Genomic DNA, 13,210 nt, shown 5'->3' with positions numbered 1-13,210 from the left:
CTCTCTCCGCTCCGGGACGTCCCACGGCCGACCGGGTCAGCCGCCGGTGTTCCAGTGCCAGTTGTAGAACGGTGTGCCGCCGGCTCCGACGCCCGGGATCTCCTTCACGTCCTGGAGGAGGTTCGGGCCGGTGGCCCATGGTTCGCCGGAGTGCGCGGGTGCCAGGTTCGACCAGCCGGCCAGCAGCGGCAGCACCTGGCTGCCGTAGTAGAGCGCCTTGGCCTGGCCGGCCATGGTCTTGAACGAGGAGTCCGCGATCTCCGACAGTTCCGGCGCCGACTCCGCGAAGGCCTTGGCGGCGGCGTGCGCCGCGGGGGCGTCACGGATGTCGGTCGCGAACGCCTTGAGGTTCAGCGACTCCTTGACCACCGACCGCATCCGCGGCAGGAGCCGGGCGGGGCCCTCGGAGAGCGCCTTGCCGATCTCGCCGGGCTTCACGCCGTTGACGGTCTCGGCGAGTTCGCGGGCCGCCGTCGGGTTCAGCCCGATCTCCCGGGCCAGTTGGAGGTCCTTGACCGCGGAGGCGCCGCGGGCCGCCGTGGCCGCTTCCCTGGCCGTCGTCCCGAGGATCCGGCCGGCGCCGAACGACAGCACACCGACGGCGTCGATGGCGACGTCCAGCCAGGTGCCCTTGCCGTCGAGTGCCGAGACGGTGTCGCAGACCAGGGCGACCACCGAGGCGATGAGCGCCAGCGCGCCCAGCACCTCGCCGAGGACCGGAACCCAGCTGAGGGCGAGGGCCAGCACGCCCAGCACGGCCGCGGCCACGCCCGCCCAGTGCCCGACGTCGGCGACCCAGTCCTGCCAGTGGTCCCACCAGTGGTGCTCCGGGTCCTTCAGGCCGTCGTGGTCGACGGCGTCCCGGATGGCCCTGGCCGCGTGTCCGGCCTGGGTGTCGCGGTAGTCGAGCGCGGCCCGCAACTCCCGTTTCACGGCGTCGAGTTCCCCGTCCGAGGCCTCCTTCTGCCGCTTCAGTCTCCGCTTGTCGGGGTGGTTGTCGTCGCCGGAGGGATGCTGGTCGAGCTGCCTCTGGTAGCCACGGCTGTCGGTGTCGGCCGCGGCGGCCCTCCGGAGCGCGGTACGGACCCGGTTCTGCGCATGACCGAGCGCGGTGGCCCAGTTCTCCCGGACCTGGTCCGCGATCGGCTCGTACGGCACGGAGGACCCGAGGGCGGCACCGGCCGCCGCGTACCGCCGGTGCGACTGGCCGAGCAGCTTGACGGTCTCCCCCGTCTTCCGGGTGAACTCGCGTCCCGCGTCGGAGTCCCACCCGTTCCCGTCGACCAGGTTGTTCAGCTTGGCGGCCTGCTCCTCGATGAGCCTGGCCGTGTCGGAGATCCGCTTCCCGAGCCGCGCGACCTCGTAGGGATCCCCCGGCGTGAACTCCTGGTCGTCGTAACGTGCCGTCTGCCAGTCGACGCCGGAGAAGTCGTGATCGCTCACGTGTCCCCCGGCCGGGCCTTGAGCAGCGCGTCGGCGAGGTGCTGGTCGAGACCGTCGTAGGCCTTGGCCGCCGCGCCCGCGGTCCTCCCGAGGAACTCCAGCCCGTCGCAGAGCTGCTTGCGCTTCTTCTTCCAGTCGTCCGCGAAGTCGTCCAGCGCGCCGGCCACGTCCCCGGAGCCGATCTCGGCCCCGTACGAGTCGACGAGATCCTTCGCATGCTCGAAACCGGACTTCAACTTCGCGACGGACCGGCTGATCTCCCGCAGCTCCGCCGCGGACACCTTGACGTGATCCGCCACTCCTACCCCCGTGAACACCTGCCCGCACGACCGCCCCACGAGACGCGGGGAGTCAGGGTCACTGTGGGTCGGAGGTTTCCACGGCTTCAACCAACGAGCCGCAAAGGGCGGGCCAAGGAGGGTCACCGGGGTGGTGGGAGCCGGTGTCTCCGCACACTTGCGGTGGTCGAGGACACGATCCGCACACAGAACCCAGCGGTCGGGGGCCCCGTGCGAGGGTTCTCCCTCCTGCGGCACAGGTTCGCGCTGGCGAACCGAGAACCACGCCGATAGCGTCTGTACCCCTGCCGAACTTCATTCTCACGGGGAGCCCACAGTGAAGCGCCGCGCTTTGCCCGTCACTGCCGCACTCGTCGTCTCCGCAACCCAGCTGCTCACGGCATGCGGAGGCGGAGACGACGGCTCGAAAAGCAATGACAAGATCGCGGGCGCAGCCACTGACGGCACGAAGGGTTCGGCTTCCCCGAGTGCGAGTGCCGCCGGCAGGCCGGAGATCACCGGCGCTCAGCTTCTACTACAGCGGCGGCGCCCTCGCCGACGCCAAGGACTGGGTCGAGTCCATCGCGAAGGACGGCTACTCCATCACCGGCACCAACCGGTACTACAACGCCGAGATCGACGTCTTCGACTCGTCGTCGGCGGGTGTCGTCTACTGCGAGGACCAGAGCAGGGCCTTCGCGAAGGTCCGCAGGACCGGCAAGGTCCTCAAGACCGAAGTGAACGACGATGCGTACGTCATCTGCACGACACGCCTCGAAAAGAACAAGCAAGGCGTATGGCGGACGACCAAGCTCACCTCGGAGCGGGGTAGCAAGTCGTGCACGCCGTGACGTCCGGCGGCCGGTACGCCTTGGCGGGACTTCTCTCGGGTGCCCTCGTCCTCACCCTCCCGGGAACGGCGTCCGCAAGTTGGCCACCCGGCAAGGGATCGCAGGGCAACACCAGGCAGAGCGGCAGCTCCAAGGCCGGCACGCTGACCTCCAAGGTCACCTACTCCGGCTCCGTCCGCTCGCGCGGCAGCGGTACCGCCGTACAGCCGGTCGGCAACTGGACCCCTCCCGCTTGCTGGTACGAACCGCGCTCGGCCGACGAGTTCAAGGACTACGTCGAAACGATGTACGCGGAGACGATCAACACTCCCGGCCAGGCCAATTACGCCAAGGCAGCGGTGGGTGAGTTCCGCGACATCTGCAAGGACGGAAAGTACAAGGACTGCAACACCGGGGACGCCGGGACATATCCCGCATCCGGTGTCTGCACCCCGAACGCAGACGGCTCGATCGGCGAGAAGTACGCCCGGGGCGACGCCGATCGTGTCCCGTCCTGCGGTATCAGGTACCTGCGCTCGTCAGGGCACGGTACCTACCACCTCAAGGCGACCATCACCTGGCGGATCAGCTGGAACGGAAGCGGGGGTGCGGGCGGTGACCTGCCGGACGGGACCTTCGGCACCACCCAGGACATCGCCGTCCCGAGATCCAGGCCGTCAACCGCTGATCAGCGCTCGGGGACTCCACAGCCTCGGCAAGCCCTCCCGTCAGAAGAGACCGGAATCCGAACATGACCGACCTGCGCCTCGAAGACACGATCTTCCAGGATCTGAAGAAGACCTTCTCGTCGATCAGTGACCGCATGGAGACGACCCGCCGCACGCTCCGCAGCGCGGACGCCACGGCCGTCGGCGAGAAACACCTCGTCGAAGACGTCCAGGACTTCGCCGACGACTGGGAATACGGCATCAAACAACTCGGCAAGCACACCCAGGGCGCCGTGAAAATGATCAACAAGATCGGTGAGAGCTTCGGCAAGCTCGACCTCGACCTGGCCGAGTCCCTCAAGGCTCCGCAGCAGAAGGGCAAATGACGTGGCTGGGCAACGGCCTGCGTTCCCCCACATAGGCTGGGATCCGACTCCGGGCAGCGTGGAGGACACCCGCGACCTCGCCAAACAGCTCGGCAAGCTGGCCGGCGAACTCGGCACGGCACTGCAGGAGCTGGAGCGCATCGAATGCGGCGCCTGGAAGGGCAAGACCGCGATCGCGTTCACCGACTACATCGGCCAGGACGTCACCCCGCTCGTCCGCAAGAGCCATGACTCCTTCGACAAGGCCTCCCGAGCCCTGCACCGCTGGGCCGGAGACCTCCAGGACTTCCAGGACCGGGCCGACCGCCTGGAGAAGAGCGCCGGCGAGAAGCTCAGTGCGAAGGCGGATGCCCAGGCCAAGGCCGATCAGAAAGGCGACGGCAAGGGCAGCGAGGAATTGGGCAAGGCCTCCAGCGCGGTCGACGGCGTCATCCGGCAGGTCCACCAACTGGAGGAGGACTACCGGGCCGCCGCCCGCCAGATCAGCAAGGAACTGGACAAGGCCGGCGACATCGCACCCGACGAGCCGGGTTTCTGGGACAAGCTCGGGCACGGGATCGCAGATGCGTGGGACGCCACCGGCGACTGGATGAAGGACCACGCCGATCTGATCAAGCTGGTCGGTGACCTGCTCGGCGATCTGAGTGGCATCCTGACCGTATTGGCGATCATCACCGCGCCGTTCGAACCGCTCGGCGCCATCTTCGCCGTGGCGGCTGTGGTCAGCAGCGGACTGGCACTGGTCACCCACCTCGTGGCCAAGGCGGCAGGGGCGGACGTCGGCTGGACGAGCATCGGAGTCGACGCGCTGGGGGCGATCCCGGGCATCGGGGCCTTCAGCAAGGGTGTCAAGGTCGCGGACGAGGCCACCGCCGTGGCCCGCGCGGGGAAGCTCGGCCGTGGTTTCGAGGGGTTGGAGACCGCCGGTCGGAACATCATCGGTGTGGGCAAGGGGGTCTCCGGCGCCAAGAGCTTCACGGTGTTCGGCAAGACGGTCGGTCTCTGGGGCACCAAGACCGGAGGGGTCATCAAGGCCGAGGGCATCATGAACCGGATGAGTCTCGTCGCCGAGAAAAACATCCGCAGCGGGCAGTGGCTCGGGACTCGTGGCATCCCGGGCCTGAAGAAGATCGACTCCATGAGCGTGCTGGGGAGAGGCATCGACTCAGTGTTCAAGATCGCACCGAAGGCGTTCACGATGCCTTCGCACATCGGTGACCTGGGGGATCGTTTCCACGAATCCGCCAAGGCACACTGAGAGGACACAAGGCTGTGGACTGGTATCCGGCTCCCGGGGAAACCCCGCGCATGCGGGTGGAGGTCGCCTTCGCGACCGGCATCGCACCGCCTGTCGCGGGGCTGCGTTCCTTCCGCGACACCGAGCGGCACGACATCGAAGCTCAGCTAGGCTGGCCGCCCGGTCCCGGCTTCACCCCTCGGAGCAGGCCCGACAGGGTCGGAGTACGGGCCCTGGACATCGCCCTGCTCGGCATTCCACGCCTCCTCAACATCATCGCGAACGCGGGCGCGGCCGGCGGCACCTTGTTCGGCGAACCGGCCGATGTCGGCAAGCCACGTGAGCCGGAGAACGAAGTGGACGACTTTCCCGTCATGTGGGCGGCACCCGGCGACACGGCCCGGACCCTCCCCTGGCAGCTCGACCCCGCCCGTCGGCCCAAGGCATACCGGACCGAGCTGGTACTGACCGACCAGCGCCTCGTCATCCTGGGAAGGGACGAGGACGACGGGTCCGTCCCCGCCGAAGAACTATGGGCGGCTGCGCGCGACGCGGTCGCCCACATCGAACGCATGCCTTACTCGGAGGGCGGGTCGGATGTCAGAGTCCGCTTCACGGACGGATCGTGGACGCGCTGGAAGGTCCAGGAGCCGCTCAAGCTCGCGGGACGCTTCCGGAACGACCGACTGCCGGTGACGGAGGGCGACCTCACGCCGGAACAGCGCGAGCGCCTCGCCGAACTGGTGGCGTCGCCTCCCCTGCAAATCTCCCGCTCGATCGGCACGATGCTTCCAGTCACCGAACCGCCGTCTCTAGAAAGCTTCTCGGACGGCACCGTGATGGTCGAACTCCAGGTCCCGCTCTCCAACGGCATTATGTGGACAGTCACTCGCTATCTGTCCCCGGACGGCACGGACGACATCACTAAGGACAGCCTCCAGTGACGGAACCGATCCTGCTGGAGACAGCGACGGCTGAACAGCCCGTCCCACCAATGACGTTCGTCGTCCCGGAGGGTTTCCACGCCCTACCCGTCGGGATCCCCGACGAAGAACGTGCTGCAGCGATGGCGGAGTTCGTACGAGGCGTGTATCCCGGTGGGGACGACGTGCTGTGGCAGTCGGCGGCGCCGTTCTACGGGCTGATCGCGGAAGCGATGGCGGCCGCCGGGCTCGCCTACTCAGCCTTCGGCCTGTTCTCACTTGATTCCGGCGGAGTGGCGCACTGCGCTCTGAGCGTGGCGGCGTACGTCACCGATCATCCCGCCCCGGACATCGCCGCGCAGGGCATTCTGGCCATCCTCTCTTCCGACGCGACGAACGACGCACGCTGGCTCGACCTGCCCTGCGGTCCCTCCGTCGTCAACATCACGGTGCGGGAGATCAGCCTCAATCCCGAGGTCACGGCCAGCGGTGAGCGGACCACGCTGCACACGGGCCAGATCCAGGTCCACGTCCCGTTCCCATCGGGACGCCACACGGCCGTCTTCACTCTGGACACCGCCGCAATCGACTACTGGGGCGAGTTCTGCAACATGGTGACGGCGGTCCTCCAGACCGTCTCGTTCCCGGAGGCGACGGAGCCCATCGGAAACACACCCCCTTAGGTCCAGGCCAGGACTGTCTGCGTTCGTTCCGTGCGCCTAACGACACTGCACCGACGTGGATTTGGCGGCTTCATCACCCGGGCCGGGCAGCCGCCCCGGGCTCCAACCGCCGTCATCGGACGACTGGCAGACCGTCGATCATCAGGCTGCTGGGTGTGCCCCTCGCGGTGAGGCGACCCAATGCACCCAGAATTATCACCATTCACAGTGAAGTTCGCGCTGGCGAAACCAAGAACCTCACCGATACCGTCGGATCTCTTGACTGGACTTATGTCTTACGGGGAGATCACTGTGAAGCGCCGTACCCTGCCCGCCGTCACCGCGCTGGCGGCCACGGCAGCACTGCTGTTGACCGCCTGCGGCAGTGGGGACGACAAAGCCGGCGACAACGACAAGATCGCGGGCGCCGACCGGGCCACGAAGACACCGACGGCTTCCGCATCCGCCTCGGGCGCGCCGGCGGAGGACACGCCCGACGGGGTGGACGTGTCCCTGCCCAAGGACGTGAACCTCGTCTTCGACTGGGACAGGCCGAAGGACAAGAACGAGGCGGCTGCGATGGAGGACGCTGCGAACTTCATGCGCTCCATCTACCGGGGCGTCGTCAAGCACTCGACCAAGGACGCATCGCTGGCGGCGTACGCAACCGGCGACGGGCTTAACTATGCAACCGTGCAGATCAACGAGTGGATGAAGGGCGGCTGGACCGCCACCGGTACTCGCCGCCACTACGACGCCACCACCCGTTCCGCCTCGAACGGCACCTCGGTGGAGGTCGGCTTCTGCTCGGACGCGAGCAAGTTCTATGGCAAAGAGATCAAGACTGGGAAGGTCCTGAAGACCAAGCCCAGCCTTAAGGACTTCGGCTACTACAAGATCATCATGGTCAAGGTCGCCACGAGTGAGAACCTCTGGCAGGCGTCCAAGGTGTACGTCGAGACGGGAGCTCGACAGTGCCAGTGAACGATTCACGGCGTTCGCCTCTCGGCACGTGCACCGCCGTCCTCGTTCTGGCCATGAGCGCGCTCATGCTGACGGCGCCCAACTCGGTCGCAGACCCGGTGGACTACGGCAAGGGCGGCGATTCGGACGCGAAGGGCGGCAGCGACAAGACCAGCATCTACGCCGCCGCCGAGATCCACTACTCCGGCGCCGTCGCCAAGACCGGCGGCACCGGCAACGTCACCTCCTCCGACGTCAACTGGACGCCTCCGCCCTGCTGGTACGCCCCCTACCTCGGTGCCAAGGACTTCAAGAAGAAGATGTCCGGGGAGATCGACAGCGCCAAGAACACGCCCGGCATGGGCGGCACCGCGGGCGCGGCGATCGGCGAGATGCAGCGGCACTACGAGGACGACTACGGCTGGACCGACACGCCCGGCTACAAGGACTACAACGTCGACAAGGACGGCCAGGGGATGTTCTGGGCCGCCGTCGAGAACCCCGACGAGCCCGACATCCTCAAGCGCAGCTCCTGCAACGACCTCCCCTTCTGGGTCGACAACGGCGACACCCCGCCCGCCCGGTACCAGGAGGCGATCAAGCCCGAGATCCTGGCCGCCCTCGCGTACCAGCGCATGCAACTGCCCGACACCAAGGTGACCCTGGCTCCCGAGGCCACCACCAAGGTGAACCTGCCGACGTGGGCGTGGCTGGACAAGGCCGTCTTCGACGAGGTGCAGGCCACGGCGGCCATCGACGTCCCCGGCTTCGGCATCCAGGCCACGACCACCGCCAAGCCGGTCGCGCTCAAGCTCGAACCCGGCACCGCGGACGCCGAGACCTTCCCGCCCTCCGGCGAGTGCGCCATCAACGGTGACGGGTCCATCGGCAAGCCCTACGCCAAGGGCGACGCCGACAGCACGCCGCCCTGCGGAATCAGGTACCTGCACTCCTCCGGTGACGGCGTCTTCAAACTCCGGGCGACGATCACCTGGAAGATCTCCTGGACGGGTACCGGCGGCGCGGGCGGAGACCTGCCCGACGGCACGTTCGGCACCACCCAGGACATCACCGTCCAGGAGATCCAGGCCGTCAACCGCTGATCGGAGGCGGGTGGATGGAGAGCCTCCGTCCACCCGCCGCCCGGCCGTTCACCGGATCCAGCGCAAGGATTCCGCGATCGATTCGCAGAGCCGGCGCATGGGGCCCGCCACCCCGTCGAGCGGCACCGCGAACGCCAGGACCAGGTAGCCGACTCCGCCGGGCATCTGGACATAGAGGTCCAGCGTCGTCGGACCGAGGACCCGGACGGCCTCGCCTGCGGGCAGGACAACGGTCGAGATCGCAGGGGAGAAGCCGTCACTCTGCGCCGACCCCGCCCGGAGCGATTCTTGGAGATCGCGGGCAGACAGACCCTCGGCGCGTGGGATCAGGGAGACGACGAGCGAGGCCGGGAGAACACCGCCGCCCTCCAGCTCCGGCCTGAGGAAGAACTCCAGCGCCCCCGCTCTGACGGCGGCCTCGGCGGTGTTGCGCAGGACGGCCCAGGTCTCCTGCCTGAGGTCGGCCGATACGTTCTTGCCCTCGGCCTGGTGGTCCACGAACGTCTTCAGTTGCGCACGCCAGCGCTCCTCGGTGAGATCGATGCGGAACCAGTCCCGGGGTACCAGGAGTCGGTAGTCCCTCGGGGGTGCCGTGGCGGCGGGCTCCGTGGTCATGCCGGCATCACCGTCGGCCTGCCCGACTCGTCGAACAGCCGGACGCTCTTCACGACGCCGGCGAACATGGTCGAGAAGACGTCCCAGGCCTGAGGTGTGGGAGTGCCCATCTCCAGTACCAGGACCGTTCCGTTGTCGAGCGGTATCTGCACCTGGATGAAGGATGTCACCACCGGTTCGTCGGCTCCGGAGGCGGTGAGGCTGCCGGGCAGGCTCCCCTTCCGGGTGCCGATGCAGGACACGGCCGGACCGCAGGGCAACTCGATCTCGCTGACCTGGCCCATGTCGAGGTGACGCATCGTCGAGCCCAGGAAGGCGACGGGGCGCGCGCCGGCCCTCGCGTCCAGGTCGATCATGCTGACGGTGACCGTCGCCGTGCACCGGTCCCCGTCCACCTCCGTCATGACGAAGCCGGAGTACTGGATCCCGGCTTCGACGAAGGAGTCGTACTGGGCGGCGACCATGACCGCCCACTCCAATTGCACCTCGAAGGTGGCCTCGGGCATCACGGAGCGGGCCAGTTCGACGAGTTGCTCGGCGGTCTCGTCCAAGGTGTCCGCGTCCATCGGGATCTCGAAGAACCCCTCCGGCATGATCCACCGGACATCGATGCCCGGGCCGCCGAGCGAGCCTCGAACATTCTCTTCAGTTGTCACGGCGCTCACGACAGGCCTTCTCCCTCGACGGTTTCTGCTTCGTCCGCTTCGGGACGGAACGTGGCCGCGAATGGATACGGGCCGTAGTGCGGGTAGTGAGCGGGTACGTCTGCCCCGCCTTCGCTCGCGAGATGCGCCAGCTCCCGGTAGGCACGCGCGCGGGCCCGGAGGTTCTGACGAACAGGGTTCCCCCAGTGCAGAGCGGCAGTGCGGACGAAGACGGCGAGCAGGATCAGTACGACGGCACAGGCCGCAGCCGCGTAGCCGATTCGGGCCGTGTCCGACTCCCAGAACTGGACCACGCCGCCCCAGTACACCGCCGCGCCGAAGCCGACGAGCGCCAGGGGCACACCGATCTTGAACCCCGCGTTGAACAGCGCGGTCTCGTCCTCATGCCGAAGCCGGAGCATACGAAGGACCTGCCGGTCGTCCAGGAAGTCGAAGCGGAGTTCTTTTCCCGACTGCTCCGCGAACGCCTTGGCGGCCGGGACGGCGGCAATCACCTCACCGGGAACGAGCCGCGCGGTCTCCGCTCCCCTGCGGCCGACGAATTCCCATGCGCCGAGTTCGGTCGAGTCGCTCACTTGGATCACCTTCTTGATACGCGGCTTGGACGGACGTCGGAGCGCCTACGCGGCCAGCGCCGCGTGGAACGGCTTGGGCGAAGGCTGAGGCGACGGTGACGGGGTCGGTGTGGGCCGGGCGGGCTCCGGCTCCTGGTAGCCGGTGGTCCCGCCGTTCTTGCCGCTGAACATCCGGTGGAGTGCGCTCGCGAGACCGTTCCCCTTGATGACCCCGGTGATCTGCTTTCCTGCGATGGGGACGAACTGTTCGGGAAGACCGGCGACGTTGAGCCGCTGCCCGACTTTGAGACCTTGGGCGAGGACCTTGTTCGTCAGGGTGACGCTGAGGCCGTTGAGGAAGTTGTGCCCGACTCCGGCAAGAGCACCGGCCCCGACCTCACCCAAAGTTCCCAGCTTGAACACTCCCTTGAGTTTGGTCACGGCCTTGAAACCCTTGAGGGCACCGAGCCCGGGAAGAACTCCCAGAAAGTCCGTGCCGAGTGTGAGCCAGTTGACCTTCCCGCCACGCACCGTCATGTCGTAGGCGTGCCCTGCCAGTGCCGCCGCGCTGGCGAGCACCGCGAGGGTGGCGAAGACGGGGACCAGGAACTGCAAGGGCGGGATGAATGCGCAGACGACTGCGAGGACGGACAGGATCGCGGAGATGTTGGAGAATGTGTCGGCCCAGTCGGCAAGCCAGTTCATGAATCCGCCAGGGTCACGCACCGCGTCATGGTGGACCACATCCTTGATGTGGCGGGCGGCACGGTCCCCTGCGTCATCGAATATGTCCCTGGCGTCCTTGACCTCCTTTCGCGCCTGACCGATGCGATGCAGCGCGTCGTCGCGCTTCCTCTCCCAGCGTTCGTACTCGGGCCTGTCCGCCTCGGGTATCTGACTGACGAGGTACTTGTCCGTGAACCTCTTCACTTCCCGGTCGGCGAGATCGTGATCGGACTTGGCCTCGCGGTAATCCGTCAGGGCCTTGTCAGCCTTCTTCTGAGCTCGCTGCAGCTCTCCGGCGAACTCCTTGGATTCGCCCTCGGCCACTTTGGTACCCAACGCCTTGGACGCCTCGTCGTACCGCTCGAACGCCTTCTTGAGCCGGTCTCCGGCACCGTCCGCGATCTCGTTGAAGGCGCGGCCGGCGTCACTGTCCCACCCCTCCACCGAGGACAGCGCCTTGATCACCCGCGCCTGCTCGTCGATGGTGTCGGCCATCTGCCGCAGCTTCCGCCCGAGGGCGGCGACTTCGTCCGGGTCCCCCGGCGTGGGATCCTCGTCCCACAGCGGCGGCCAGTCACTGGATCGCCTGCTCACTTCTTGCCCTTCCCCGTGTTCTCGGCAATGGCCCTGGCCAATTCATGGTCGATCTCTTCGTACTTCTGGGCCGCCGCTCCCGTGTAATCGGCCAGCTTCTTCAGTTCCTTCGACAGCTTCTTGCGCGTCTTCTTCCAGGTGGTACCGAACTCGTCGAAGGCGTCTTTCAGCCCACCGTGCCCAAGTTCGTCCTCGTAACCGTCCGAAGGGTTCCCGTGCTGGTCAAACTCTTTGTGGAGTTTTCCCAGTGTGCGGGAGCACCCCTTGATCATGTCGAGGTCGTACCTGATTCTGTCGGCCATTGAAAAGCTCCCCCATCATGGACATGAGACACTGCCGCGAGACGTCCTCCGACAGACGACACGGAAGGTGGGACGGGGTTGTCCACGAGTACCGACCACACCGTGCGGGACCGGCTCGGCGTCGCCCCCGACGCAGCGGCCTGGTGCACGATCGGCAAGATCCCGGAGCCTCCGGCCGAAGCACACCGGGCAGCCGGATCGGCGCCCCTGCGGCCCGCCTTCATCAGGCCGCTCGGCATGCTCGGGGTCACGCTGGGAACGCCCGTCCTGTACATCAGCAAGCTGTTCGCGCTCATCGCCACGGGTGAGGAAGCCCTCCAGCGCATGCTGTCGACGACCGGGGAGCAAGACCGTCACCGTGCCGCGATGCTCGAAAAGAGACGACGGGACGAAGCCGTCGTCGAGTTCGGTCTCGACAGGACCTTCGACGGCGACTGGAACGGGGCGGCCGGCCGCCTCCTCCTGCAGTGGTACAGCCATTCCCCCCACCACGAACGTCTGGTCGCACTCGCCGGAAACCGCATCCTGCTGGCTGCCCCGCCCAAGCGCGTGTCGATCCGCCGCGATGCCCTCATGCAGGTCGTCGCCGAGATACCCGCAGGAGAGGCCGTCCTCGCGGACCCCCTCGCCGACTTCACGCTCAAGAACGACAAGCTGCTCCTGCGCTTCGACGACGGCTCGTGGCTCACGCTGAAGACCGAGGAGTGGGACAGCGAGCTGCACACGTACGTGAAGCGCCGTCAGCAACCGGACGAGGCCCGGGCCACCGAAGCCTGACAGCCGGGTGCGACGAAGCACAGCACGTGCTCCGTCGCACCCGGTCGTCCAGCGACCTCGGACTTTACTAACCCTTGGCCTGCTTAGCCAGCTGATCGTCCAGCTGCTCGTACGCTTCCTTGGCCTTCTTCAGGAAGTCCGAGAGGCCGTGCAGGCCCTGGATGGTCTTGGTGGCGCCCTTGGTGAAGTCCTTCATGGAGTCGTCGTAGGCTCCCGAGGCCTTCTGGGTGGTGAAGCCCTCCTCCACCAGTGCCGAGACACGCTTCTCGATGTTCTTGATCTTGTCCTCGAGCTCGTGCATGTCCTTGATCAGGTCGCCGGCGACCTTCTCCATCTCGGCATAAGTAAGGTCCGTGTCTTTGCCCTTGCCCATGTCGGCATCCCTCCCGTTGTGTTGTGGCCGCCCCAGGGCTCGCCCCCGTGGCTTGCTCGGACGGATCGGCCGGTCCTGACCCGGCCGTCCCATGAGCAAAGATCCTACGGG

17 protein-coding genes are annotated in these 13,210 nt (G+C 67.0%); 9 read left to right on the top strand and 8 right to left on the bottom strand.

Going from position 1 to position 13,210, the window contains the following annotated elements; all coding sequences use genetic code 11:
• Positions 1 to 36: 36 nt before the first annotated feature.
• On the bottom strand, positions 37 to 1,443 hold the full coding sequence (locus ACIQOE_RS14280) for a hypothetical protein (protein ID WP_401411711.1): 1,407 nt from the start codon (positions 1,441 to 1,443) through the stop codon (positions 37 to 39).
• Positions 1,440 to 1,742: a hypothetical protein gene (locus tag ACIQOE_RS14275; protein WP_362640617.1), complete on the bottom strand. Its 303-nt coding sequence runs from the start codon at positions 1,740 to 1,742 to the stop codon at positions 1,440 to 1,442. Before ACIQOE_RS14275 ends, ACIQOE_RS14280 begins: the two co-directional genes overlap by 4 nt.
• A 467-nt stretch (positions 1,743 to 2,209) precedes the next feature.
• Between ACIQOE_RS14275 and ACIQOE_RS14270 the strand changes: the two genes are divergently transcribed.
• The 8 genes from ACIQOE_RS14270 to ACIQOE_RS14235 all read left to right on the top strand — a co-directional run bounded on the left by ACIQOE_RS14270 (position 2,210) and on the right by ACIQOE_RS14235 (position 8,493).
• Positions 2,210 to 2,572 (top strand): hypothetical protein, encoded by a 363-nt coding sequence (locus ACIQOE_RS14270; RefSeq protein WP_401411709.1) that lies wholly within the window; start codon positions 2,210 to 2,212, stop codon positions 2,570 to 2,572.
• Positions 2,560 to 3,306 (top strand): hypothetical protein, encoded by a 747-nt coding sequence (locus ACIQOE_RS14265; protein ID WP_401411706.1) that lies wholly within the window; start codon positions 2,560 to 2,562, stop codon positions 3,304 to 3,306. The genes ACIQOE_RS14270 and ACIQOE_RS14265 overlap by 13 nt, the downstream gene beginning before the upstream one ends.
• Positions 3,303 to 3,605, top strand: coding sequence for a hypothetical protein (locus ACIQOE_RS14260; protein WP_351317944.1), 303 nt, complete (start codon positions 3,303 to 3,305; stop codon positions 3,603 to 3,605). The genes ACIQOE_RS14265 and ACIQOE_RS14260 overlap by 4 nt, the downstream gene beginning before the upstream one ends.
• A 58-nt stretch (positions 3,606 to 3,663) precedes the next feature.
• Positions 3,664 to 4,863: an enoyl-CoA hydratase/isomerase family protein gene (locus tag ACIQOE_RS14255; RefSeq protein ID WP_365570451.1), complete on the top strand. Its 1,200-nt coding sequence runs from the start codon at positions 3,664 to 3,666 to the stop codon at positions 4,861 to 4,863.
• Positions 4,864 to 4,877: 14 nt separating this feature from the next.
• Complete coding sequence (locus ACIQOE_RS14250; protein ID WP_401411703.1) at positions 4,878 to 5,786, top strand: hypothetical protein; 909 nt, start codon at positions 4,878 to 4,880, stop codon at positions 5,784 to 5,786.
• Positions 5,783 to 6,448: a hypothetical protein gene (locus ACIQOE_RS14245; protein WP_401411701.1), complete on the top strand. Its 666-nt coding sequence runs from the start codon at positions 5,783 to 5,785 to the stop codon at positions 6,446 to 6,448. The genes ACIQOE_RS14250 and ACIQOE_RS14245 overlap by 4 nt, the downstream gene beginning before the upstream one ends.
• 291 nt (positions 6,449 to 6,739) lie before the next feature.
• Positions 6,740 to 7,411 carry a hypothetical protein gene (locus ACIQOE_RS14240; protein ID WP_401411700.1) on the top strand — a complete coding sequence of 224 codons (672 nt, stop codon included), beginning with the start codon at positions 6,740 to 6,742 and terminating at the stop codon, positions 7,409 to 7,411.
• 53 nt (positions 7,412 to 7,464) lie between these two features.
• The gene (locus tag ACIQOE_RS14235) at positions 7,465 to 8,493 is read left to right on the top strand and encodes a hypothetical protein (protein WP_401411698.1); all 1,029 of its coding nucleotides are present in this window, start codon (positions 7,465 to 7,467) and stop codon (positions 8,491 to 8,493) included.
• Between the two features lie 48 nt (positions 8,494 to 8,541).
• Here the strand turns inward: ACIQOE_RS14235 and ACIQOE_RS14230 are convergent, their stop codons facing one another.
• The 5 genes from ACIQOE_RS14230 to ACIQOE_RS14210 are packed head-to-tail and all read right to left on the bottom strand — an operon-like array spanning position 8,542 to position 11,949.
• Positions 8,542 to 9,108, bottom strand: a complete 567-nt coding sequence (locus ACIQOE_RS14230; RefSeq protein WP_401411696.1) for a hypothetical protein — start codon at positions 9,106 to 9,108, stop codon at positions 8,542 to 8,544.
• The gene (locus ACIQOE_RS14225) at positions 9,105 to 9,764 is read right to left on the bottom strand and encodes a hypothetical protein (RefSeq protein WP_365570433.1); all 660 of its coding nucleotides are present in this window, start codon (positions 9,762 to 9,764) and stop codon (positions 9,105 to 9,107) included. Before ACIQOE_RS14225 ends, ACIQOE_RS14230 begins: the two co-directional genes overlap by 4 nt.
• Before the next feature lie 5 nt (positions 9,765 to 9,769).
• Positions 9,770 to 10,348, bottom strand: a complete 579-nt coding sequence (locus ACIQOE_RS14220; RefSeq protein ID WP_351317928.1) for a hypothetical protein — start codon at positions 10,346 to 10,348, stop codon at positions 9,770 to 9,772.
• Positions 10,349 to 10,393: 45 nt separating this feature from the next.
• On the bottom strand, positions 10,394 to 11,647 hold the full coding sequence (locus ACIQOE_RS14215; RefSeq protein ID WP_365570427.1) for a putative T7SS-secreted protein: 1,254 nt from the start codon (positions 11,645 to 11,647) through the stop codon (positions 10,394 to 10,396).
• Positions 11,644 to 11,949 carry a type VII secretion target gene (locus tag ACIQOE_RS14210; protein ID WP_351317924.1) on the bottom strand — a complete coding sequence of 102 codons (306 nt, stop codon included), beginning with the start codon at positions 11,947 to 11,949 and terminating at the stop codon, positions 11,644 to 11,646. Before ACIQOE_RS14210 ends, ACIQOE_RS14215 begins: the two co-directional genes overlap by 4 nt.
• 78 nt (positions 11,950 to 12,027) lie before the next feature.
• Here ACIQOE_RS14210 and ACIQOE_RS14205 point away from each other — a divergent pair, with 78 nt between their 5' ends.
• Entirely contained in the window at positions 12,028 to 12,726 is a 699-nt protein-coding gene (locus ACIQOE_RS14205; RefSeq protein ID WP_401411693.1) for a hypothetical protein, read from the top strand.
• Positions 12,727 to 12,793: 67 nt separating this feature from the next.
• Here ACIQOE_RS14205 and ACIQOE_RS14200 read toward each other — a convergent pair whose 3' ends face one another.
• Complete coding sequence (locus ACIQOE_RS14200; RefSeq protein ID WP_351317920.1) at positions 12,794 to 13,099, bottom strand: WXG100 family type VII secretion target; 306 nt, start codon at positions 13,097 to 13,099, stop codon at positions 12,794 to 12,796.
• Positions 13,100 to 13,210 lie beyond the last annotated feature (111 nt).

The sequence above is a fragment of the Streptomyces sp. NPDC091282 genome (assembly GCF_044757385.1).
Lineage (GTDB): Bacteria > Actinomycetota > Actinomycetes > Streptomycetales > Streptomycetaceae > Streptomyces > Streptomyces gramineus.
The sequence above is the reverse complement of the archived record's forward strand: the minus strand, read 5'-3'. Positions and strand labels throughout refer to the sequence as shown.